Annotated in this window: 18 protein-coding genes and 1 other annotated feature; of the genes, 17 read left to right on the top strand and 1 reads right to left on the bottom strand. The window is 44.7% G+C overall.

The genetic code is table 11. The features are described 5' to 3' along the window. Positions 1-240: 240 nt before the first annotated feature. Positions 241-483 (top strand) — a binding site (T-box leader). A 98-nt stretch (positions 484-581) separates the two neighbouring features. From ilvB to yihA, 13 genes are all read left to right on the top strand, one after another. Continuing rightward, a complete protein-coding gene (gene ilvB, locus ACY8DX_RS16425) occupies positions 582-2,309 on the top strand; it encodes an acetolactate synthase large subunit (protein WP_049669973.1) in 1,728 nt (575 codons plus the stop codon). Then, positions 2,306-2,824, top strand: coding sequence for an acetolactate synthase small subunit (gene ilvN, locus ACY8DX_RS16420; RefSeq protein WP_049669974.1), 519 nt, complete (start codon positions 2,306-2,308; stop codon positions 2,822-2,824). Before ilvB ends, ilvN begins: the two co-directional genes overlap by 4 nt. Positions 2,825-2,846: 22 nt before the next feature. Then, entirely contained in the window at positions 2,847-3,878 is a 1,032-nt protein-coding gene (ilvC, locus tag ACY8DX_RS16415; protein WP_462405611.1) for a ketol-acid reductoisomerase, read from the top strand. Continuing rightward, positions 3,865-5,403 (top strand): 2-isopropylmalate synthase, encoded by a 1,539-nt coding sequence (locus tag ACY8DX_RS16410; RefSeq protein WP_049669976.1) that lies wholly within the window; start codon positions 3,865-3,867, stop codon positions 5,401-5,403. Before ilvC ends, ACY8DX_RS16410 begins: the two co-directional genes overlap by 14 nt. A gap of 22 nt (positions 5,404-5,425) precedes the next feature. Next, positions 5,426-6,535: a 3-isopropylmalate dehydrogenase gene (gene leuB, locus ACY8DX_RS16405; protein ID WP_049669977.1), complete on the top strand. Its 1,110-nt coding sequence runs from the start codon at positions 5,426-5,428 to the stop codon at positions 6,533-6,535. 38 nt (positions 6,536-6,573) lie between these two features. Beyond that, positions 6,574-7,995, top strand: coding sequence for a 3-isopropylmalate dehydratase large subunit (gene leuC / locus ACY8DX_RS16400; protein WP_049669978.1), 1,422 nt, complete (start codon positions 6,574-6,576; stop codon positions 7,993-7,995). Position 7,996: 1 nt separating this feature from the next. Beyond that, on the top strand, positions 7,997-8,590 hold the full coding sequence (gene leuD / locus ACY8DX_RS16395) for a 3-isopropylmalate dehydratase small subunit (protein WP_049669979.1): 594 nt from the start codon (positions 7,997-7,999) through the stop codon (positions 8,588-8,590). A 392-nt stretch (positions 8,591-8,982) separates the two neighbouring features. Next, entirely contained in the window at positions 8,983-9,966 is a 984-nt protein-coding gene (locus ACY8DX_RS16390) for a tetratricopeptide repeat protein (protein ID WP_462405610.1), read from the top strand. Between the two features lie 171 nt (positions 9,967-10,137). Further along, positions 10,138-11,427, top strand: coding sequence for a trigger factor (gene tig, locus ACY8DX_RS16385; protein WP_049669981.1), 1,290 nt, complete (start codon positions 10,138-10,140; stop codon positions 11,425-11,427). 391 nt (positions 11,428-11,818) lie between these two features. Beyond that, positions 11,819-13,084, top strand: a complete 1,266-nt coding sequence (gene clpX / locus ACY8DX_RS16380) for an ATP-dependent protease ATP-binding subunit ClpX (RefSeq protein WP_049669982.1) — start codon at positions 11,819-11,821, stop codon at positions 13,082-13,084. 360 nt (positions 13,085-13,444) lie between these two features. Further along, positions 13,445-15,112 carry an ATP-dependent protease LonB gene (lonB, locus tag ACY8DX_RS16375; protein ID WP_049669983.1) on the top strand — a complete coding sequence of 556 codons (1,668 nt, stop codon included), beginning with the start codon at positions 13,445-13,447 and terminating at the stop codon, positions 15,110-15,112. Between the two features lie 243 nt (positions 15,113-15,355). Next, positions 15,356-17,680 (top strand): endopeptidase La, encoded by a 2,325-nt coding sequence (lon, locus tag ACY8DX_RS16370; RefSeq protein ID WP_049669984.1) that lies wholly within the window; start codon positions 15,356-15,358, stop codon positions 17,678-17,680. Continuing rightward, positions 17,677-18,258 carry a ribosome biogenesis GTP-binding protein YihA/YsxC gene (gene yihA / locus ACY8DX_RS16365; protein WP_049669985.1) on the top strand — a complete coding sequence of 194 codons (582 nt, stop codon included), beginning with the start codon at positions 17,677-17,679 and terminating at the stop codon, positions 18,256-18,258. The genes lon and yihA overlap by 4 nt, the downstream gene beginning before the upstream one ends. A gap of 44 nt (positions 18,259-18,302) precedes the next feature. Here yihA and ACY8DX_RS16360 read toward each other — a convergent pair whose 3' ends face one another. Next, positions 18,303-18,782 carry a hypothetical protein gene (locus tag ACY8DX_RS16360; RefSeq protein ID WP_462405609.1) on the bottom strand — a complete coding sequence of 160 codons (480 nt, stop codon included), beginning with the start codon at positions 18,780-18,782 and terminating at the stop codon, positions 18,303-18,305. Positions 18,783-19,228: 446 nt separating this feature from the next. Here ACY8DX_RS16360 and hemA point away from each other — a divergent pair, with 446 nt between their 5' ends. From hemA to ACY8DX_RS16340, 4 genes are read left to right on the top strand one after another with little or no spacing between them, the layout of a single operon-like run. Next, complete coding sequence (hemA, locus tag ACY8DX_RS16355; protein WP_049669987.1) at positions 19,229-20,584, top strand: glutamyl-tRNA reductase; 1,356 nt, start codon at positions 19,229-19,231, stop codon at positions 20,582-20,584. An 18-nt stretch (positions 20,585-20,602) separates the two neighbouring features. Beyond that, on the top strand, positions 20,603-21,430 hold the full coding sequence (locus ACY8DX_RS16350) for a cytochrome C assembly family protein (protein WP_049669988.1): 828 nt from the start codon (positions 20,603-20,605) through the stop codon (positions 21,428-21,430). Positions 21,431-21,442: 12 nt separating this feature from the next. Beyond that, a complete protein-coding gene (hemC, locus tag ACY8DX_RS16345) occupies positions 21,443-22,375 on the top strand; it encodes a hydroxymethylbilane synthase (protein ID WP_462405608.1) in 933 nt (310 codons plus the stop codon). A gap of 2 nt (positions 22,376-22,377) precedes the next feature. After that, the gene (locus tag ACY8DX_RS16340; RefSeq protein ID WP_462405607.1) at positions 22,378-23,163 is read left to right on the top strand and encodes a uroporphyrinogen-III synthase; all 786 of its coding nucleotides are present in this window, start codon (positions 22,378-22,380) and stop codon (positions 23,161-23,163) included. Positions 23,164-23,167 lie beyond the last annotated feature (4 nt).

The following is a 23,167-nucleotide window of genomic DNA, read 5'->3' as shown; positions in this document are numbered from 1 at the left end:
GAATCATGCCGCCATCTCGCTGCCTGCCCTATCCATCCACAGATAAAAAAATTACAATGAAAACAAACGCTTTCACCCCAATGATGTAAACGGTTACAACAAATTCTGAATAAACTAAATTATCAAATAATTATGAAAAATCGGTTGACCTTTTATCTGGAAGGTCGTATCATAAGTTTCAACAACAATGTTCCTTGAATTTGGAAAGGCGAGAGACCTATTCCAATTAAGTATATATGTGTTAAAACAATGAAGAGGATAAGTAGTAGATGGGGTGAACAGATACAGAGAGCCGGGGTGCTGAGAGCCGGTGCTGTTTCCATTTATGAACTCACCTTGGAGTGCCTGTGTGAACAGTTGAGTAATACAGGCCGGGTTTTATAACCAAAACCCGTTATCAAAACAGTCGAGTGCATGGCATCTTTTTCGGGCCATGAATGAGGGTGGTACCATGGAGAGGAGATAAGCCTTTTCATCCCTTGCGTTTCATTCAAGAAACGTCAGGGATGAGGAGGCTTTTTTTATTCTCCAATATATCAAGTCTGGCGGGTAAGCCTATCACAAATCGGGAGGGAGATTCCATGATGGAAAAAGCAGCTCTTGCTGAAAAGGAAGTGCAGTCTAACGCGAGAATCAGCGGAGCCGAGATGTTGATCAATGCATTGAAGAGGCAGGAAGTGGAAGTATTGTTTGGTTATCCGGGAGGAGCCGTTTTACCCATTTACGATTCTCTCTATCATGCGGGATTGAAACATGTGTTATCCCGTCATGAGCAAGGGGCCATACATGCAGCGGAAGGATATGCAAGGATAAGCGGCAAGCCGGGAGTCGTGATAGCGACTTCAGGTCCTGGTGCAACGAATCTGGTTACAGGCATTACAGATGCGATGATGGATTCTTTACCTCTTGTTATTTTCACCGGTCAGGTAGGTACGGGCGTGATTGGAACAGATGCTTTCCAGGAGGCAGATATTGTAGGGATTACCACTCCGGTAACGAAACATAATTATCAAATCCGGGATACGAAAGATATTCCTCGAATTGTGAAGGAGGCATTTTATATTGCTTCATCGGGCAGACCCGGCCCCGTCTTGATTGATATACCGAAAGATATAGCGACACTTGAGGCAGAGGAGACCGAGCCGGAGAGCATCTCGCTTCCGGGTTATCAGCCGACAACAGAACCGAATTATTTGCAAATTAGACGTCTTGTCGAGTCTGTCAGCTCAAGCAAGAAACCGCTTATCTTAGCGGGTGCGGGTGTCTTGCATGCAAAGGCTTCTAAGCAATTAGTCGAATTTGCGGAGCAGCAGCAAATTCCAGTCGTCAATACATTGCTTGGTCTTGGTACCTTCCCGCCCGAGCATCCGCTCTATATTGGAATGGGCGGCATGCATGGCATTTATGCGGCAAATATGGCGATGTATGAATGTGACCTTCTCATCAATATCGGAGCCCGTTTTGATGATCGGCTGACAGGTAATCTATCGCGATTTGCTCCATATGCAACGGTAGCACATATCGATATAGACCCGGCAGAGATTGGCAAAAATGTCCCAACTGCCATTCCAGTCGTAGGGGATGCCAAGCAAGCTCTAATTCAGCTTATTAAGCAAAATGGCAAGCGTTCTGAAAGTGAGCCTTGGAGAAAGCAGATTAGATCCTGGCTTGATGAGGCTCCTTATCATTATGAGAATGAAGAGGAGAAAGGCTTGAAGCCGCAACGGGTAATGGAGCTGATTTATGAGCATAGCCGCGGGGATGCCATTGTGACAACAGATGTCGGTCAGCATCAAATGTGGGCAGCACAATATTATCCGTTCAAGCGGCCGAATGCATGGGTGACCTCAGGAGGGCTCGGTACGATGGGCTTTGGATTACCGGCAGCTATCGGTGCTCAAATGGCCGAACCGGATGATCTGGTTATCTCCGTCAATGGAGACGGCGGTGTCCAGATGTCGATTCAGGAGCTTGGTGTCATTGCAGAGCAGAATCTCCCGATTAAAATCATTATTTTGAATAACGGCTCGCTTGGAATGGTTCGGCAATGGCAGGAAATCTTCTATGAATCCAGGTACTCACAAAGTGTTTTTGCCTCACAGCCATCCTTCAGCAAGCTAGCCGAAGCCTATGGGATTAAAGGGATTGACGCAAGGACAGAGGAAGAAGTGAAGCAGGCCTTCGCAGAAGAATTCCCTCAGCATAAACCGGTTCTTATCAATGTGTATGTTGAGCCGGGAGAGAATGTTTACCCGATGATTGCTCCAGGCAAGGGAATCAATGAGATGGTGGGAGTGAAGAAGAGATGAGACGAATCATCACGCTGACCGTTATGAACAGGCCTGGTGTATTAAACCGAATCACGAACCTGTTCTCAAAGCGGAATTACAATATTGAGAGCATCACGGTCGGACATTCTGAGGTGGAAAACAGGTCGAGAATCACATGTGTTGTCAATGTCGAAAGCGTCCAGATTGCTGAACAAATTACGAAGCAGCTGAATAAGCAGATAGACGTCATTAAAGTGCAGGATATTACCGATCAATCTGTGGTCGCACGGGAGCTCGCATTAGTTAAGGTAGCGGTGCTGCCGGCAACAAGAAGTGAAATTTACTCACTGATTGAGCCGTTCCGGGCGTCCATCATTGATATCGGCAAGGACAGTCTCGTTATTCAAATTACAGGGGAGACGAATAAGATAGAAGCTTTCTTGGAGCTGATTAAGCCTTATGGCATTAAAGAGATCGCTAGAACAGGCACAACCGCCTTTACACGCGGTACCCAGCCTGCAGGATTAGGAAATCGCAATTATTCTATCGTCTAATAATGAAAGGGAGAGATTACTTATGGCAAAAATGTATTATCAAAATGAAGCAAATGAAGCGGTATTAAAAGGCAAGAAAATCGCTATCGTCGGATATGGCTCACAAGGGCATGCTCATGCGCAGAACCTTAGGGACAGCGGAATGGATGTCGTCATCGGGTTAAGACAAGGGAAATCATGGGATCAAGCAGCAGAGGATGGGTTTGATGTGAAATCTGTCAGAGAAGCGAGTGAGGAAGCGGATGTCATTATGATTCTCCTGCCGGATGAGCATCAAACGAAGGTGTACAAAGCTGAGATTGAACCGGTATTGCATGAAGGGCATACGTTGATGTTCGCCCACGGATTTAACGTACATTATCACCAAATTGTCCCTCCTTCCTATGTTGATGTATCGCTGGTTGCACCTAAAGGACCTGGACACTTAGTCAGAAGAACCTATGAGCAGGGAGCAGGTGTGCCGGCATTGTTCGCGATTCATCAGGATGTTTCAGGTGAGGCGAGTGAAGTTGCGCTTGCCTATGCAAAGGGAATTGGTGCATTGCGAGCAGGAGCGCTTGAGACATCCTTTAAGGAAGAAACGGAAACAGATCTATTTGGGGAACAGGCTGTATTATGCGGAGGATTAACCTCTCTTGTAAAGGCAGGTTTTGAAACATTAACTGAGGCAGGGTACCAGCCAGAGCTTGCTTACTTTGAATGCTTGCATGAACTGAAATTAATCGTTGACCTGATGTATGAAGGCGGAATGGCGGGCATGCGCTACTCCATTTCCGATACGGCTCAATGGGGAGATTTCGTATCCGGCCCGCGTGTTGTCGGTCCTCAAGTAAAGGAAGAAATGAAACAGGTATTAAAGGAAATCCAAAACGGAACATTTGCCAAAGGCTGGCTGGTTGAAAATCAGGTGAACAGACCGGTCTTTAATGCAACGCAGGCACAGGAGAATGAGCATCCGATTGAACAAGTGGGCAGGGAGCTGCGTCAAATGATGCCGTTTATCAATGAGCAGCAAAAGAAGCAAAAGGAAGTGGTGACTAGTGCGAAAAATTGAGATATTTGATACCACATTAAGGGATGGCGAGCAGTCCGCCGGCGTAACCTTGACGAGTACGGAAAAAATCGAGATTGCGAGACAATTAGAGAAGCTGGGTGTCGATATTATTGAAGCCGGCTTCCCGGCGGCTTCTCAAGGGGATTTTGAATCCGTTAAGCAAATCGCGGAGATGGTGAAGAATTCAACCGTAACCGCACTGGCCCGCTCAGCACAATCGGATATTGATGCGGCTTGGCAGGCACTAAAAAATACAGCGAATCCACGTATTCATGTGTTCTTGGCAACATCGCCGATCCACCGCCATTATAAATTGAAGATGACAGAGGATGAGGTCGTTGAGGCGGCGGTTGCTTCTATTAAATATGCAAAACAGTTCTTCCCGGTTGTTCAGTGGTCAGCAGAGGATGCTTGCCGAACAGAGCTTCCCTTTCTCGCTAGAATTGTAGAGGAAGCAATTAAGGCAGGAGCGGAAATTATTAATATTCCAGATACGGTCGGCTATATCACGCCGCGTGAATACACAGAGGTGTTTAAATACTTACAGAATCATGTTCCATCCATTGGGGGTGTGAAGCTGTCAGCACATTGTCATGATGATCTAGGTCTTGCAACTGCTAATTCTATGGCTGCCATTCTTGCCGGTGTAACACAAATTGAAGGAACAATCAACGGAATTGGCGAGCGTGCCGGCAATACGGCATTAGAAGAGGTAGCCCTTGGTCTTTATACAAGGAAGGATTTCTACCAAGCAGAATCAAGGATGGTGTTAGGTGAAATAAAAAGGACGAGTGAACTTGTGAGTAAATTGACTGGCATGGTTATCCCGCCAAACAAGGCGGTAGTCGGAAAGAATGCCTTCGCTCATGAATCTGGTATCCACCAAGACGGCGTGTTGAAGGAAAAAACCACCTACGAGATCATTGAGCCGGAGACAGTTGGATTAAGCTCTAATGCCATGGTCCTTGGCAAGCATTCCGGTCGTCATGCCTTCCGCACGAAAATCCAAGAGCTTGGATTTACAGTATCAGATGAGGAAATGAACCAATTATTCAAGGTATTTAAGAATCTTGCAGATAGCAAGAAAGAGATGACGGATGAGGATATTGTTGCCTTGGTTCTTGAAGAGAAGGTGACGAAGGAGGGCGGCTATTATGATTTGGTCTCCATCCAAGTCCAATATGGAACCAATCAGATTCCGACGGCAACGGTGACATTGTCAGGAATGGTTAATGAAAAGATTCAGGAAGCGGGAACTGGTGCGGGAAGTATCGAAGCCTTGTATAACACGCTTGAACGCTGCATCAATAAGCCTGTTACGTTAAAGGATTACCGAATCCAATCCGTTGGTGCAGGAAGGGATGCGCTGGCCCAGGTATTTGTTAAGGTGATGTATGAAGGAGTGGAAACAAGCGGGCGGGGATTGGCCCAGGACGTTTTAGAGGCATCTGCCAAAGCCTACCTAAATGCGATAAACCGAGCCATCATGACAGAGGAAAGAACATCCATTGCTTTGATGAACTAAATCTTAGAAGGAGGATTTCGAAATGAAAAAGAACATTGCTGTATTACCAGGCGACGGCATCGGGCCGGAAGTAGCAAAGGGAGCGGTCGAAATCCTCAGGGCTATCGGGGAACGCTTCGGGCATGAATTCACCTTTCAATATGGAATGATTGGGGGAGCGGCTATTGATTATGCAGGCACTCCGCTTCCAAATGATACGCTGGCCCTTTGCAGGCAAAGCGATGCCATTATGCTCGGAGCAGTCGGAGGACCGAAGTGGGATCAGAATCCGCCGATGCAAAGGCCAGAGCAGGGCCTGCTGAAGATTCGCAAGGAATTGAATCTGTATGCGAATATGCGTCCAATCAACTATTATGCCAGTTTAATAGAATCTTCCCCGTTAAAGAAGGAAATCATCGAAGAGACAGATTTTCTGATTGTAAGAGAATTGACAGGAGGCCTTTATTTCGGAAAGCCGAGTGAGAGGACATACCGCGATGGGATGGAAGCGGCTGTTGATACCCTTTATTACGAACGAAGTGAAGTGAAACGAATCATGAAGCTTGCCTTTGAGCTTGCCTCCTCCCGAAGCCTTAAGGTTACATCAGTTGATAAAGCGAATGTTCTTGAATCGAGCCGTATGTGGCGGGAGGTTGCGGAAGAAGTAGCTAAGGATTATCCTCATGTAACCTTAGAGCATATGCTTGTCGATAATGCGGCCATGCAGCTCATTAAGAATCCGAGACAATTTGACACGATTGTAACGGAAAATATGTTTGGCGATATTTTGAGTGATGAAGCAAGTGTACTTACTGGGTCGCTTGGTATGCTGCCTTCAGCCAGCCTTTCTGAAAGCGGACTTCATTTATACGAACCAATCCATGGTTCGGCGCCTGATATAGCCGGTCAGGATAAAGCGAACCCGATTGCGATGATTCTCTCCAGTGCCTCCATGCTGCGTCATTCCTTTGGATGGGAGGAGGAAGCAAGGGCGGTGGAGCAGGCGGTCAAGAATATTCTGGATTCAGGTAAGCGGACCGCCGATCTATCAGGTACCGGCAAGCCATATTCTACGTCCAAGATGGTAGAAGCGATTAAAGAAGATATCCTGCAGAAGGATGCCATTTTTCACATTATGGATGCTTATGCATAAGAACGAATAAATGAAATTTCAATGAGGAGGGATTATAGATGGGTAAATCGATTATTGATAAGATCTGGGAGAAGCATATTGTTCGCAAAGAGGAGGGCAAGCCGGATTTATTATACATCGATCTGCATCTCGTGCATGAAGTGACCTCTCCTCAGGCGTTTGAAGGATTAAGACTGAAAGGAAGAAAGGTTCGTCGTCCGGATTTGACCTTTGCGACGATGGATCATAATGTTCCGACCATTAATCGTTTCGTCATTACTGATGATATTGCAAAAAAACAAATGAGCGCCCTTGAGCGCAATTGCAGTGAATTTGGGGTGCCGCTGGCCGGCCTTGATAGTGAAGACCAGGGGATTGTCCATGTTATCGGGCCAGATCTTGGTTTGACTTGGCCGGGTAAGACAATTGTCTGCGGGGACAGCCATACTTCTACGCACGGTGCCTTTGGAGCCTTGGCTTTCGGAATCGGCACAAGTGAGGTAGAGCATGTTTTGGCAACACAGACTATTTGGCAAAATAAGCCGAAAACGATGAAGATTGAAATAAACGGGAAATTAAAGCCGGGAGTAACCGCTAAGGATGTTATCCTCTATATTATTTCACAAAACGGTGTTCATTTCGGTGCTGGACATATTTTGGAATATGCAGGAGAGGTTGTCCGGCAAATGTCCATGGAAGAGCGCATGACAATCTGTAATATGACGATTGAAGGAGGCGCACGCGCTGGATTGGTCAGTCCGGATGAAACAACCTTTTCTTATATGAAGGGACGCAAATATGCGCCAAAGCCGGATGAGTTCGAGCGTTACAGTAAGGAGTGGGAAAAGCTCATCAGTGATGAAGACGCGGCATATGACAAGGTCATTGAAATAAACGGTGAGGACATTTCTCCAATGGTTAGCTGGGGAACCAACCCAGGGATGTGCAGTCCGGTTGATGGCCGTGTACCTGTTGCTTCCGACCTTGACGAGTCTGCCGCACGTTCCTTGAGGCGTGCGCTTGAATATATGGGCCTTCAAGAGGGACAGGGAATAAAGGAGATTCCGGTACAGCATGTCTTCATTGGATCCTGTACGAATTCGCGTATGGAGGATTTAAGGGAAGCAGCTGAAATACTGAGAGGGAAGCGGGTAGCAGAAGGTGTTCGCGCACTAGTTGTTCCCGGCTCTCAAAGGGTGAAAAGGAAGGCAGAGGAGGAAGGCATTGACACAATCTTTAAAGAGGCGGGCTTTGAGTGGAGAGAGGCTGGCTGCAGTATGTGTCTGAGCATGAACCCGGATGTTGTCCCGCCTGGTGAGCATTGTGCCTCCACCTCGAACCGGAATTTTGAAGGCAGACAGGGCTCTGGTGCCAGGACCCATCTTGTCAGTCCAAAAATGGCTGCTGCTGCTGCGCTTTATGGACGGTTCGTAGATGTGAGAGAGCTTGAAAGCATCATCAGTGAAGGGAGTGTGAATTAATATGGAACGTTTGACGGTTTATACAGGGAAGCCGGTTGTTATGGATCGAGACCATGTGGATACAGACCAAATCATCCCGAAGCAATTCTTGAAGAGGATTGAGCGTACTGGCTTTGGCCGTTTCTTATTCTATGACTGGCGCTATGAAGCAGAGAATGTTGAACGCTCGGAGTTTGAACTGAATCAGGAGGAGAACCGAGGAGCAACCATATTGGTGGCCGGTGAGAATTTTGGCTGCGGTTCCTCAAGGGAACATGCTCCATGGGCGCTTGGTGATTATGGCTTCAAAGTGATCATTGCTTCCTCATTTGCAGATATCTTCCATCAGAACTGCCTGCAAAACGGCATTCTGCCGATTACGCTTGAAAAAGATACATTGGCAGCGTTGAAGGAGCATATACGCAGTCAAAAGGCGGATATCACTGTTGATTTGCCGAAGCAGGAGCTCAATGCAGGGGAAGGATTTGCGATTTCATTTGATATACATCCCTATTGGAAGAATATGCTCACAAATGGCTGGGATGAGATTTCCTTAACCATGCAATATGAGGATTCGATTAAAGAGTATGAAGAGCGTGTGTTTGTTCGGGGATAAGTGGAGTGCATATCAGGAAGGAATAGGCGGCGTTTGCTCCGCCTTTTTATTTTGTCTATTTCTATATAGCGAATGAATGGATACCAGACGTTCCATTTCCTGTTGATTGCAGCAGTTTACTAATACCATAAAAGCGCATTGGTTTATGGACAAAAAGAGAGGGGTATGGACGACAAGAAGGTACTAAGGTCCTTTGAGTATGGAGAAAGGTTTATAGGAGAGACAGCCAGCATCCTGGCTGAAGAGCATAGGAGATCAAGACACTGCTCTTGGCGGGCCGGAGACTTGTCAGTCAGCTTCTTCCACAACTCCCCTTTCCCACAATGTTTTGTTTTTCACAGAAAGGCGTGCTACACTTACTTCAATAATTTATTAATCCGAGGCGGGACAATATGAAGAAAAATGAACATAAGGTTATTCCCTTTCCGCATCTGGGCGAGCTTTTGATGAAAAAGGGCATGGAGGCAATGGAGGAAAAAAATTATAAAGAAGCATACCGGTATTTTGACCAAGGGATTCAAATTGAACCGGATCATGAGGATATCAATATCGGGCTGGCATTATCATTGGTAGAGCTGGGGCGGTATCAAGAGGCGAAGGTAATCGTTAAGCGAATGATGGAGCAGGGCATCGGCGATTATTTCCATGTGATTAATATTTACTTGATGATTTTGCTTCAATTAAATGAGCATGGAGAAATCATTCACGTGATTGAAGCCTTGTTTGATGAGCAGCAGATACCGCCAGAGCGGGTGGAATCACTTGAGAACCTGCTTGCAATGAGCAAGAGGATTGTCGGGCAGCAGACAGACCCTTCTCAGCCATCCCAGACAGAGGGACTGCCGATTGATGAGACAGAGGTTCTGCGAATCCTTGAGAATGGTACGATTGAAGAACAATTATACATATTATCCTCTTTATCCAACCAAAACATACGGCCGTGGACTGATGTCCTGTGCCAATACTTAATAGAAGAAAAGCATCCTTTCCTGAAGACATTGGCCCTTTCTCTTCTGCGTGAGCAGGAAGTAAATAAGACGGTTGAATTAGATAAATTTGGGCAAAGATGGACAGTGAACATAGAGGATCTTCCAAAAGTGGAAGAAACGGAATTCTTGAAGATGCTTCAAAAGGAATTGAGTGAAAAGCTTGAACATAATGACCCTATTATGTATGAACAGGCAATGGAAATGGTCAAACGACATAACATTCTTCTATATCCGCTAAATATCGACCATTTGTCGATTTGGGGTGAAGCATATGAAAGACTTGTCAAAGAAGCGTACGGGCTTGTATGGGATGAGCCTGATGAAGAAATTTCCGGGATTTTAGAAGAAATAAGGAAATTAGAGGGCATTACTTTCCCTGTTATTTGAAGTCCGAAGTGTTGAAACGTGGAAATCCTATGTTATAATATAATGGTTGCAATATGCATGTGTACAGGCAAAGGCCTGTGCGGCCTAAGGATCTATATATCTGGTTCTCATACATGCCAGTGTTAAAAAAAGACGATTTATTAGGAAATATATATAGTTGGAGGGAAAACCATGTCTGCAAAATGGGAAAAGCTAGAAGGTAACCGCGGCGTCTTAACCGTTGAAGTTCCTGTAGAAAAAGTGAACGAAGGATTAGACTCTGCTTTCAAAAAAGTTGTGAAACAAGTACAAGTTCCAGGTTTCCGTAAAGGAAAAATGCCACGTTCTATGTTCGAAAAGAGATTCGGTGTAGAATCCCTTTATCAAGATGCCCTTGATTTCATCTTGCCAGAAGCTTACGCTGAAGCGATTAACGAAACAGCTATCGAGCCGGTAGACCGCCCTGAAATCGATATCGAGCGTATGGAAAAAGGCGAAACTCTTATCTTCAAAGCAACTGTTACAGTGAAGCCTGAAGTTAAGCTTGGCGAATACAAAGGTCTTGAAGTAACTAAAGTTGACACTGAAGTGACTGATGAAGATGTAAACGAAGAAATCAAACAATTGCAAGAGCGTAATGCTGAACTTGTTATTAAAGAAGAAGGTGCCGCTGAAAAAGGCGACACAGTTGTTCTTGATTTCGAAGGATTCGTTGACGGCGAAGCGTTCGAAGGCGGAAAAGCTGACAACTACACATTAGAGCTTGGCTCTAATTCTTTCATTCCTGGTTTCGAAGACCAATTGGTCGGACTTGAAACAGGCGGAGAAAAAGAAGTAGAAGTAACTTTCCCTGAAGAATACCACGCTGCTGAATTAGCAGGTAAACCAGCTGTATTCAAAGTGAAAATTCACGAAATCAAAACAAAAGAGCTTCCTGCACTTGATGATGAGTTTGCAAAAGATGTAGATGAAGAAGTGGAAACACTTGACGCTCTTAAAGAAAAAATCAAAAATCGCTTAGTGGACAAGAAAAACCACGATGCTGAACACCATGTTAAAGATACTGTAATCGAAAAAGCAGCAGAAAATGCTGAAATGGATATTCCAGCTGCCATGATCGATACAGAAACTGACCGCATGGTACAAGAGTTTGGTCAACGTCTTCAAATGCAAGGTATGACTCTTGACATGTACTTCCAATTCTCTGGTCAAGACGAAGCAGCTCTTAAAGAGCAAATGAAAGAGGAAGCTGAAAAACGCGTACGCATTAACCTTACTCTTGAAGCTATCGGCAAAGCTGAGAACGTTGAAGTCAGCGAAGAAGAAATCAACGCTGAGGTTCAAACAATGTCTGAGCAATACGGCTTATCTGCTGAACAAATCATCCAAGCGCTTGGCGGCACTGAAAGTGTTAAAGGCGACTTGCTTGTAAGAAAAGCAATTGACGTATTGGTTGAAAGCAGCAAAACAGTAGAAGCTTAATTTATATAAAACCATAAAAACAAGGTGCGATTTAACTTATCGTACCTTGTTTTATACATAACATATTTTGCAAAACTCGCTAAAAATCGACTTTCTGTATCGAATTGTTTTTGGCTATACATAATTGCTTTTTTCTCGAATAAAGTGTAGATTAATTCTAAATAATCAAAATACATATGTTTTCCATTTTCAAAATAGAGGATTGAAAGTCGTGCAGAATGGATATTATGTACATATACATAATGATCACGTGATTACGTATACGTCGTCAGTCTTTTCTTTACCTCAAATGGAGTAATGTGTGTTACAATCCTTACATACCCTTCATTTGTTAATCTGATTTAGAAATGCAGATTTCATGATAGAGTCCATAATACCAAGGGGTGAAACTATGTTTAAATTTAATGATGAGAAAGGGCAGCTTAAGTGTTCTTTCTGTGGCAAGACTCAGGAACAAGTCCGAAAACTCGTAGCGGGTCCAGGTGTTTATATATGCGATGAATGTATTGAACTATGTACAGAAATCGTGGAAGAAGAATTAGGTACTGACGAAGAAGTAGAATTTAAGGATATTCCAAAACCAATGGAGATCCTCGATATACTTGACGAATATGTCATCGGTCAAAGAAGCGCAAAGAAATCCTTGGCCGTGGCTGTATACAATCACTATAAACGTGTCAATTCCAACAGCAAGATTGAAGACGTTGAATTATCCAAGTCTAATATCTGTCTAATTGGACCAACAGGAAGCGGGAAAACCTTGCTTGCACAAACGTTGGCTAGATTGCTGAATGTTCCGTTCGCTATTGCGGATGCAACATCCTTAACAGAAGCTGGTTATGTAGGGGAAGATGTTGAGAACATCCTTCTCAAGCTAATCCAAGCGGCAGATTATGATGTGGAGAAAGCCGAAAAAGGCATTATCTATATCGATGAAATTGACAAAATCGCGCGTAAATCTGAGAACCCTTCCATCACTCGTGATGTATCAGGTGAAGGGGTTCAGCAAGCCTTGCTGAAGATTCTTGAAGGTACGGTTGCAAGTGTGCCGCCACAAGGTGGAAGAAAGCATCCGCATCAGGAATTCATCCAAATCGATACAACAAATATCCTCTTTATTTGTGGTGGAGCATTTGATGGTATCGAACCGATTATTAAACGACGTCTTGGCCAAAAGGTCATTGGCTTCGGTTCTGGAGTGGAGAAAGAAGATATCCAAGATAAGGATCTTCTATCTAAAGTTTTACCGGAGGACATGCTTCGTTTTGGTTTAATTCCAGAATTCATCGGCCGTCTGCCTGTCATTGCGACACTTGAACAGCTTGATGAGGATGCCTTGATTCAAATCCTTACAAAGCCGAAGAATGCTCTTGTGAAGCAATATCAGAAGATGATGTCTCTTGATGATGTAGAATTGGAATTTGAGGATGATGCCTTGCTCGAGATTGCGAAGAAAGCAATCGAGCGTAAGACAGGTGCTCGTGGTCTCCGTTCCATCATTGAAGGCATCATGCTTGAAGTGATGTTCGAATTGCCTTCACGTGATGATATTGCGAAATGCGTAATCACTGCAGAGTCTATTTCTGAAGGAAAATCACCGAAGATTATCCTTTCTGATGGGACAACTGAAACGGTTGAGAAGAAAACTTCTGCTTAACGCAGAACATGATATGAAAATGCTGGTTCCATTTGGAACCGGCATTTTTTTATGAAATAGTTCTGTTAAGGACTGTTGATAGGATAGAATGCCGCCAGTTAACGTTGAAGGCGATTAACTTTTGCGGGATTAGCGGAAAAGACAGCCCATAGAGATACATAGGACTAGGAGGAGGCTCCGTGACACTCCTTTGTTTTTGCTGCCTGAAACAAAAATCAACATGTCAAAATAATCAAGCCTATGGAGTAGTAAATAAACCTTCATCCCTGTCCTTATATGGGATGTTTGGAGGTTTATTCCCCTTCTGTTAAGGAGATACTAGCTTGTATCTTTACGATGAATCTTCAGGAGGGTGCATAAATGAGTTGGACAGCCATAGTGATCATCATCCAATTATTTTTTGGAGTTGTCATTGGATTATATTTCTTGAATCTGTTGAGAGGGCAGCGGGTTCAAAAGGTAACCATTGATCGGGAAGCAAAGAAGGAAATGGATCAATTACATAGAATGAAGGGGATTAAGCTGACGGAGCCATTGTCTGAGAAGGTACGGCCGGCTAGTTTTCAAGATATTATCGGACAGAAGGATGGCATTAAGGCGTTGAAGGCAGCTTTATGCGGGCCAAATCCGCAGCATGTGCTCATTTATGGGCCTCCTGGAATCGGTAAAACGGCTGCTGCGAGACTTGTTTTAGAGGAAGGGAAGAGAAATGCAAAATCTCCTTTTCGTCAAACGGCTCCTTTCATTGAATTAGATGCTACAACAGCAAGATTTGATGAACGCGGGATAGCCGATCCGTTAATTGGCTCTGTTCATGATCCTATCTATCAGGGAGCAGGGGCTATGGGGCAGGCTGGAATTCCGCAGCCGAAGCAGGGGGCTGTGTCAAATGCGCATGGAGGCATTCTCTTCATTGATGAAATTGGGGAGCTTCATAATATCCAAATGAATAAATTATTAAAGGTGCTCGAGGATCGGAAAGTCTTTTTTGAGAGTGCTTATTATAGTGAGGAAAACCCGAATATTCCTAAGCATATTCATGAAATCTTCACGAATGGCCTGCCGTCTGATTTCCGTCTCGTTGGAGCCACAACAAGAACACCATCGGAAATTCCGCCGGCTATCCGCTCGAGATGTATGGAAATCTTCTTCCGTGAATTGAATCAGGATGAACTGATGCAGGTTGCTGCCAATGCGGCGAAGCGGGTGGAGCTGACCTTAGGCGAGAAGGGGCTTCGACTGATTGGCCAATATGCATCCAATGGGCGTGAGGCTGTGAATATGGTTCAGAGTGCAGCCGGCCTTGCTATTACGGATGAACGTAATTTCATTAAGGATGAAGATATCGAATGGATTATCCAATCAAGCCAGATGACACCTCGCTTCAGTCCGAGTATTGGGGCGGAATCATCCATAGGAGTTGTCAATGGTCTGGCGGTAACTGGTCCGAATACAGGTGCTTTGTTAGAGATTGAAGTAACCGTTATTGATGCGCGTGATAAAGGGACGGTAACCATCACGGGAATCGTGGAAGAGGAAAGTTTAAACAGCCCGGGTAAATCAATACGACGCAAGAGCATGGCGAAAGGGTCAATTGAAAATGTCGTAACCGTTTTGCGGACGATGGGAATACCGGCTGACCAATATGATATTCATGTAAATTTCCCTGGAGGTATTCCGATTGACGGACCATCAGCAGGGGTTGCTATGGCTGTGGGCATTTATTCGGCCATCTATCGGATTCCTGTGAAAAATAAAGTGGCTATGACAGGAGAAATCAGCATTCATGGGAAAGTGAAGCCGGTTGGAGGCGTCTTTACGAAGGCGAATGCAGCGATGCTTGCTGGAGCTGAAATGGTCATTATCCCAGAGGAGAATGTTCAATCCATTCTGGATGAGCTTGATGGCATTAAGATTAAACCGGTCAGCCAGCTGAAAGAGGTTTTCCAAGAGGCGCTTGACCGGACCCAGGTTATTGACCAAATCGTGGGAAGTGTGGAACGGCCGTCTGAAAGAGAGAGCGGCTAAAAGGAAGGGGCTTGCTCGTTGAATGGGCAGGCTCCTTTTCTTATGTTCTCTATATGCTACAGTCCTTATGATTCATGAGTGAAATAAAGCAGCGATTCATGTTAAAAATACTGAGGAATAGGGAAAAGAGGAGCGTGAGGAAGAAATCTCCCTAAATAGACACAAGTCTATAAATACGATAAAATTGGTAAAGGTCTATTCTTAAGTAAGATATCTTATTAGGTTTTTATGGAGGTGCAACAAATGGCAATTACTGAGGAAAAACACGTTCCCCTCCTGCCGCTGCGCGGATTGCTTGTTTTCCCGACAATGGTTCTACATCTCGATGTTGGAAGAGAGAAATCGGTGCAGGCGCTAGAGAAAGCAATGGTAGATGACCATTTTATTTTTTTGACTACACAAAAGGAAGTATCCACAGATGAACCGAGTGAGGATGATGTCTATCAATTAGGCACTCTGACGAAGGTTAAGCAGATGCTTAAACTGCCAAACGGTACCATTCGGGTATTAGTCGAAGGCGTTTCACGGGCTCATATGATTGAGTTTGTGGATGAAGGAGATTATCTCGCTGCGAGGCTTGAAGTAATGGAAGACTCTATTGAGAAGGATCCGGAAACCGAAGCGTTAATGAGAACCTTGTTGGATTACTTTGAACAATACATAAAGATTTCAAAGAAAGTGACAACAGAGACGTATAATACGACAGTTGACATTGAAGAGCCGGGAAGGCTTGCCGATATCATAACCTCTCATCTCCCGCTTAAGCTCAAGGATAAGCAGGATATATTGGAGACAATCGATATAAAAGAACGTCTAAACAAGGTCATAGATATTATTCATAACGAAAAAGAAGTGCTGAATCTGGAGAAAAAGATTGGTTTGCGCGTGAAGAAATCCATGGAGCGTACGCAGAAGGAATATTATTTGCGCGAGCAATTAAAGGCTATCCAGAAGGAGCTTGGCGATAAGGAAGGCAAGACGGCTGAGATTGCGGAGTTGTTGGAGAAAATTGAGCTGGCAGGCATGCCTGAGCATGTCCTTGAAACAGCAAAGAAGGAATTGGACCGCTATGAGAAGATTCCGGCAAGCTCGGCAGAAAGCGCGGTTATCCGCAATTATCTCGAATGGCTGATTGCGCTCCCTTGGTCCAATGCAACAAAGGATGACTTGGATATTGGCAAGGCAGAGAAAATCTTGAATGAGGATCATTACGGTCTTGAAAAGGTGAAGGAACGTGTGCTGGAGTATCTGGCGGTTCAGTCACTTACCAATTCATTGAAGGGACCAATCTTATGTCTAGCTGGACCTCCTGGTGTCGGGAAGACGAGCTTAGCGAAGTCGATTGCAAAATCAATGAATCGTCATTTCGTCCGCATTTCTCTCGGCGGTGTTCGTGATGAATCTGAAATTCGCGGTCACCGACGTACTTATGTTGGTGCCATGCCGGGCCGCATCATTCAAGGGATGAAGAAAGCAGGAACCATTAACCCAGTCTTCCTTCTTGATGAGATTGATAAGATGTCACATGATTTTCGCGGGGATCCCTCCTCAGCCATGCTTGAGGTTCTTGACCCTGAACAGAATAATTCATTCAGTGATCATTATATAGAGGAAACATATGACTTATCCCAAGTCATGTTTATCGCAACAGCGAATGATTTATCTACGATACCGGCCCCGCTGCGCGATCGGATGGAAATTATCAACCTATCCGGCTATACCGAATATGAGAAGCTTCATATTGCCAAGGAGCATTTGCTTCTGAAGCAATTGAAGGCACACGGCTTAACGAAAGCCCAGCTGCAAATGAAGGATGAGGCCATCACACAGATCATTCGTTATTACACAAGGGAAGCGGGCGTACGGACACTTGAACGCCAACTGGCGGCTGTCTGCCGTAAGGTTGCGAGGATTATCGTCTCTGGTGAGAAGAAGAAGGTCGTCCTGACGCAGAAGAATGTCAGTGATTTCCTCGGTAAGCCGTACTTCCGATATGGGGAAGCGGAACTGGAGAATCAAATCGGAGTGGCAACAGGGCTTGCCTATACGAACTTTGGCGGGGATACACTCCAGATTGAAGTTTCTTTATCACCTGGCAAAGGCAAACTAATCTTAACTGGAAAGCTTGGAGATGTAATGAAGGAGTCTGCACAGGCCGCGTTCAGCTATGTACGCTCCAAAGCAGAAGAACTTCATATTGACAAGGATTTCTATGAGAAATATGATATTCATATCCATGTCCCGGAAGGAGCCGTGCCAAAGGACGGTCCATCTGCCGGGATTACGATTGCGACAGCACTTATTTCAGCTCTTACCAAGAGACCTATCCGCAAGGAAGTCGGCATGACCGGTGAGATTACCCTGCGGGGGCGTGTGCTGCCAATCGGCGGATTGAAGGAAAAATCATTAAGTGCTCACCGCGCCGGTTTGAAGAAGATTATTTGCCCAATCGATAATGAACGGGATATTGACGACATTCCGGAAAGTGTGCGCAATGATTTAGAATTCGTATTTGTCTCGCAACTAGATGAAGTGTTGGAGCATGCATTGGCAGGTGAAGAAAAGTGAAAGTAACACAAGCAGAGATCGTCATGAGTGCCGTGAAGCCGGAGCAATATCCGACAGACGGATTCCCGGAATTTGCACTTGCAGGACGCTCGAACGTAGGGAAATCTTCCTTCATTAATAAAATGATCAATCGTAAAGGTTTGGCACGGACATCGTCCAAGCCGGGAAAAACCCAGACGTTGAATTTCTATAAATTGAATGAAGCGATCTTCTTTGTCGATGTTCCAGGATACGGCTACGCGAAAGTATCCAAGACAGAGCGAGAAGCCTGGGGTAAGATGATCGAGACATACATTACGACTAGGGAGCCGCTTCGTGCAATGCTGCTTATCATTGATTTGCGTCATAAGCCTTCCGCTGATGATGTGATGATGTATGATTTCTTGAAGCATTACGAGATTCCGACTATTGTCATTGCGACGAAAGCAGATAAGATTCCAAAAGGAAAATGGCAGAAGCATTTGAAAGTAGTTAGGGATACATTGGACCTTGCGAAGGGAGACGAGATTATTCTCTTCTCATCTGAGACAGGGCTCGGGAAAGATCAAGCGTGGAATGCCATTCAGGCTAGAATGTAAGGAACGAATAAAATGCAGGGGCCTCAATCAGGCCCCTGCATTTGTTATTTCTTCTTATAAAGAATGAACAATCCGGCGAGAATTAATGCAGCCGGCCAATAGGTGGAGAAGGTGTCGGCATAATTGGATACACCTAAGAAACTAAGGATTTGCTCATAAAAAATCAGCAGGACAGAGATGACGAGAAAGAGGATTCCTGCCCCTTTCCCGATGGCTTTCTTTAAGTAAATGAGAAGTAATCCCAGACCGATTAATAGAAAGATAATCACTTGTTCTCCAGGCCAATACTCAAGCTTTCCGGCGATATATTGATGCAAGCCATAACCAGTGAAGATAACCCCTGGCAGCAGAAATTCTGCCTGTCCCCCGAACCTGCTCTGCAAAAGAAAAGCAAGCCCTAGTAGGATGCTTAGCGTTGCCCATGAATAATATGGTTGGAAAAGGGTAAAATCAATCGATCTCAATAAGTAAAAAAATCCAAACCCAATTAAAATAGTACAAGTAAAATAGCGAAATTCTCTCATCTTTCGACTCCTAGTTTGTTATTATTGATAATTATTCTAATCTTTGTTAATGTACAGATAGTACGAATTTACACATACTTCAGGATAAGCAACTTATTGGTAAAAACGCTTACTGAATGAAACCTATATAGATTATATCAGGTTTAGCCATCTTTTGTTTTTATTTTCAATAAATCCATTTATATCAAGGGTTTGAGCCGGTTGATGATTATTCCGGCAAGCGCTTTTAAAGTGGATGCCCGGAAAGAAATCATAAACTCAAATGATGTAGAAGGATGTCAGATAGGCGGTCGTTCGCGGGTGGTTACATACGGCCGGCGGTCCACTATTGAATGAGAATTGGGCAATGTTACGATTTTGTTCACAATTACCATTCTAGCAGTTTATGAGGATTACCTGCTTTTAGAATAGACGCAAATTACGTAAATGGGGGTGTAACAGGGTAGATGCATATCATTACCGTAGGTCTGAATTATAAAACTGCTCCTGTTGAAATCCGAGAGAAAGTAAGCTTTGAATTAGATCAATTGCCAGAAGCGATGAAAACCCTGCAGGCGAAGAAAAGTGTCTTAGAGAATGTTATTGTTTCCACCTGTAACCGTACAGAGGTATACGCGGTTGTCGATCAGTTACATACAGGCCGGTACTATATTAAGGAATTCTTATCTGAGTGGTTTTCAATTGAACTGGGTGAATTGTCTTCTTATTTATATATATATGAAGAGGACGGAGCGGCCAACCATCTCTTCCAAGTAGCATGCGGGTTGAACTCCATGGTGCTTGGTGAGACGCAAATTCTCGGTCAGGTGAAGAAGAGCTTTATGCTCGCCCAAGTAGAAAAAACAACAGGCACACTGTTTAATAATTTATTCAAGAGAGTGATTACGCTCGCGAAAAAGGCCCATGCTGAAACGGAAATTAATAAGAATGCGGTTTCCATCAGCTACGCGGCTGTAGAACTGGGGAAGAAAATCTTCAGTTCATTAGAAGATAAGAAGGTTCTTGTCGTTGGTGCCGGCAAGATGGGGCAGCTCGCGATTGAAAACTTATATGGAAGCGGAGCGACCCAGGTTACTGTTATTAATCGGACACTTGAGAAGGCGGAAAAGCTTGCCTCCAAATATTCCGGTAAGGCTAAGATGCTGCAGGAGCTGCAATGTGCCTTGCTCGAAGCGGATATTCTTATCAGTTCAACGGGGTCTAAAGATTATGTTATTACAAAGGAAATGATGGAGAACATCAATATTCTTCGTAAAGGAAAACCAATTTTCATGGTCGATATTGCGGTTCCGCGTGACCTTGATCCTCGGTTAGTGGAGCTCGACAGCGTGTTCCTTTATGATATTGATGATCTAGAAGGCATTGTCCAAGCAAATCTTGCAGAACGGAAAGAAGCAGCTAGAGAGATTATGATCATGATTGAACAAGAGCTTGTTGAATTCAACGCATGGTTGAAGATGCTTGGAATCGTCCCTGTAATCTCCGCCCTGCGCGAAAAGGCGCTTGCTATTCAGGCCGATACCATCGCTAGCATGGAGAGAAAGCTGCCTGGACTCAGCGAGAGAGAATGGAAGGTCATCAATAAGCATACAAAAAGCATCGTCAATCAAATGCTGAAGGACCCTATTCTTTATGCGAAGGAGATAGCTGATAAAAAGCATTCGGATGCTTTGCTCCAAGCTTTTATTGATACATTTGATATAGAGGACCTCATCGAGAAAGACGGGAAAGAAGCAGCATCAAAGGAAACTGCACGCAAGCAAGGGCGGCCCATCCTGCAAGTAGTGTCGCAGCCCTTTTGATCAGGCAGGACGAATGAGATGATTGATGTATATTTAAATAGAGTGCATGAGATAACAATCATTTTATATGCTTTGAGTGTATTGCTATATTTCTATGATTTTCTACAAAATAATCAGAAGGCCAACAAAGCGGCCTTCTGGATTCTTTCGATTGTTTGGTTCATGCAAACAATCTTTTTGTTTCTTTATATGTATGAAGCGGGCAGATTTCCAATCCTTTCACTGCTCGAAGGATTATATTTTTATGTGTGGATCTTGATTACCTTTTCACTAGCTATAAACTGGTTTTTGAGAACAGATTTTTTCATCTTTTTCACCAATCTGCTCGGGTTTGGGTTAATGGTCATACAGACTTTCTCGCCCCTGCAGCTTGACCGGCTTGGGAACCGGACACAATTTATTTCTGAGCTGTCGGTCATCCATATAACAGTCGCCATCTTGTCCTATGCGGCCTTCGCCCTGTCATTTGTTTTCTCGCTTCTTTACTTGATTCAATATGATTTGCTGAAGCGGAAGAAATGGGGCAAGCGGCTTGTCAGGCTGGGGGATTTGGCGAAGCTTGAACAGATGTCCTATAGGCTGGCAGTCATTGGGCTCCCCCTTTTATTGCTTTCTTTAATACTGGGGCTTGAGTTCGCTTACTTGGTTGTATCCGATATCGTATGGTATGACAGTAAAATAATCGGATCCTTTGCCTGTTTAATCGTATATGGTATTTACTTATATATGAAGGTAAAGAAAAAATATTACGGGAAGACGCTGGCCTATTGGAATATTGCATCCTTCCTGCTTGTTTTAATCAATTTCTTTTTATTTGGCAACACATCAGCATTTCATGTCTTTTGATGGAGGGAAATCATGAGGAAAATTATTGTAGGATCACGTAGAAGCAAACTGGCATTAACACAATCAAATTGGGTCATTGACCAGCTGAAAGGGCTGGGTCTGCCCTTTGAGTTTGAATTAAAGGAGATTGTGACTAAAGGGGATAAAATCCTGGATGTAACCCTTTCAAAAGTCGGGGGAAAAGGATTATTCGTCAAAGAAATTGAACAAGCGATGCTTGACGGCGATATTGATATGGCCATCCATAGCATGAAGGATATGCCGGCTGAGCTTCCGGAAGGACTGACAATTGGCTGTGTGCCTAAGCGCGAGGACCACCGGGATGTGTTAATCTCAAAGAACCATGTGCCGCTTAGTGAATTGCCGGAGGGAGCGGTTGTCGGAACATCAAGCCTGCGCAGAAGCGCCCAGCTGCTGGCAGAGAGACCGGATCTTGAAATCAAATGGATTCGCGGAAATGTGGATACACGCCTGCAGAAGTTAAAGGATGAGGATTATGATGCGATTATCTTGGCAGCAGCAGGCTTGTCCAGACTTGGCTGGAGCAAGGAAATCGTAACGGAATATTTGGATGATGAGCTTTGCATCCCGGCTGTCGGTCAAGGTGCACTCGCAATTGAGTGCCGGGCAAATGATCAAGAGCTTATATTGGAACTGGCGAAGCTTAATTGCCGTGCGACGGAGGAGGCAGTCCTAGCTGAGCGCGCCTTCTTGAAAACGATGGAGGGCGGCTGCCAGGTACCCATTGCCGGTTATGCGAAGAAGCTGGATAATGGCAGCTTGGAAATGCAAGCACTTGTCGGTTCTCCAGATGGGAAGATCATTTACCGGGATACGGTGCAAGGAAGCGAACCGATTGCACTTGGAGAAGAGCTTGCTGAGCGTTTGTCTGAACGAGGTGCAAAGGAGCTTATTGCCTTGGTGAAAGAGGAGATGGAAGGTTAAAGATGGCACATACCAAGTTTCTAAAAGGGAAACGGGTGCTGGTCACTAGAGAGGAATCACAGGCCCAGTCATTATGCGCCATGATTTCAGACCATGGAGGGGTACCTGTATTGGTGCCCCTCTTATCCTTTCAGCGGCCGGGCTTGGATAAGTGGGAGGATGCAGCGGGGAAAGCAAAGCGTCTTGACAGGTTTGATTGGCTCGTTTTTACGAGCAGAAATGGTGTTCATTTCTTCATGGAGCTGGCGAAGGAACTAGGCCTGTCTCTTGAAGAGATGCCGAGGATAGCTGCTATCGGGAAGAAGACGGAGAAGGAGCTCTTGAAGCATGGGCTTAAGGCTGCCTTCATTCCGAAGAGCTATGTGGCAGAGGCTTTTCTCCCGGAATTTCTCGAAGTTGTACATGAAGGGGAAGCCATTTTAATTGCCAAAGGAGACTTGGCTAGAGATTATATTTATAAAGGGCTTTGCGGCCAAAACATCGAGGCACAAGAGGCAGTCGTGTATAGCAACAAGCCGCCTAAAGGTGCTGATGCTCAGTTGATACAGACGCTTAAGGAACAGGCTATTGACCTTTTTCTCTTCACGAGTCCGTCTGCAGTGGAGACGTTTATGCGGATTATGCATAAGGCAGGGCTAGAGGAGAGTATTGCCGGGAAAGTAATCGTAACCATCGGACCGGTGACGAAGGAGCGGGCAGAGCGGCTTGGCTTAACCGTTCATGTAAGTCCGAGTGAATACACGATTGAACATATGCTTGAGGAAATAGGCTTATATTATCGAAATTAAGGGA

The sequence above is a fragment of the Gracilibacillus sp. Marseille-QA3620 genome (genome assembly GCF_054950035.1).
Note: the sequence above shows the minus strand (reverse complement) of the source record. Positions and strands in the feature narration are given on the sequence as shown.

Excerpts from the sequence above, each read along its gene's own strand:
- ilvB (WP_049669973.1), top strand. The coding sequence starts at position 582 with ATGATGGAAAAAGCAGCTCTTGCTGAAAAGGAAGTGCAGTCTAACGCG.
- ilvN (WP_049669974.1), top strand. The coding sequence starts at position 2,306 with ATGAGACGAATCATCACGCTGACCGTTATGAACAGGCCTGGTGTATTA.
- ilvC (WP_462405611.1), top strand. The coding sequence starts at position 2,847 with ATGGCAAAAATGTATTATCAAAATGAAGCAAATGAAGCGGTATTAAAA.
- leuB (WP_049669977.1), top strand. The coding sequence starts at position 5,426 with ATGAAAAAGAACATTGCTGTATTACCAGGCGACGGCATCGGGCCGGAA.
- leuC (WP_049669978.1), top strand. The coding sequence starts at position 6,574 with ATGGGTAAATCGATTATTGATAAGATCTGGGAGAAGCATATTGTTCGC.
- leuD (WP_049669979.1), top strand. The coding sequence starts at position 7,997 with ATGGAACGTTTGACGGTTTATACAGGGAAGCCGGTTGTTATGGATCGA.
- ACY8DX_RS16390 (WP_462405610.1), top strand. The coding sequence starts at position 8,983 with ATGAAGAAAAATGAACATAAGGTTATTCCCTTTCCGCATCTGGGCGAG.
- tig (WP_049669981.1), top strand. The coding sequence starts at position 10,138 with ATGTCTGCAAAATGGGAAAAGCTAGAAGGTAACCGCGGCGTCTTAACC.
- clpX (WP_049669982.1), top strand. The coding sequence starts at position 11,819 with ATGTTTAAATTTAATGATGAGAAAGGGCAGCTTAAGTGTTCTTTCTGT.
- lonB (WP_049669983.1), top strand. The coding sequence starts at position 13,445 with ATGAGTTGGACAGCCATAGTGATCATCATCCAATTATTTTTTGGAGTT.
- lon (WP_049669984.1), top strand. The coding sequence starts at position 15,356 with ATGGCAATTACTGAGGAAAAACACGTTCCCCTCCTGCCGCTGCGCGGA.
- ACY8DX_RS16360 (WP_462405609.1), bottom strand. The coding sequence starts at position 18,782 with ATGAGAGAATTTCGCTATTTTACTTGTACTATTTTAATTGGGTTTGGA.
- hemA (WP_049669987.1), top strand. The coding sequence starts at position 19,229 with ATGCATATCATTACCGTAGGTCTGAATTATAAAACTGCTCCTGTTGAA.
- ACY8DX_RS16350 (WP_049669988.1), top strand. The coding sequence starts at position 20,603 with ATGATTGATGTATATTTAAATAGAGTGCATGAGATAACAATCATTTTA.
- hemC (WP_462405608.1), top strand. The coding sequence starts at position 21,443 with ATGAGGAAAATTATTGTAGGATCACGTAGAAGCAAACTGGCATTAACA.
- ACY8DX_RS16340 (WP_462405607.1), top strand. The coding sequence starts at position 22,378 with ATGGCACATACCAAGTTTCTAAAAGGGAAACGGGTGCTGGTCACTAGA.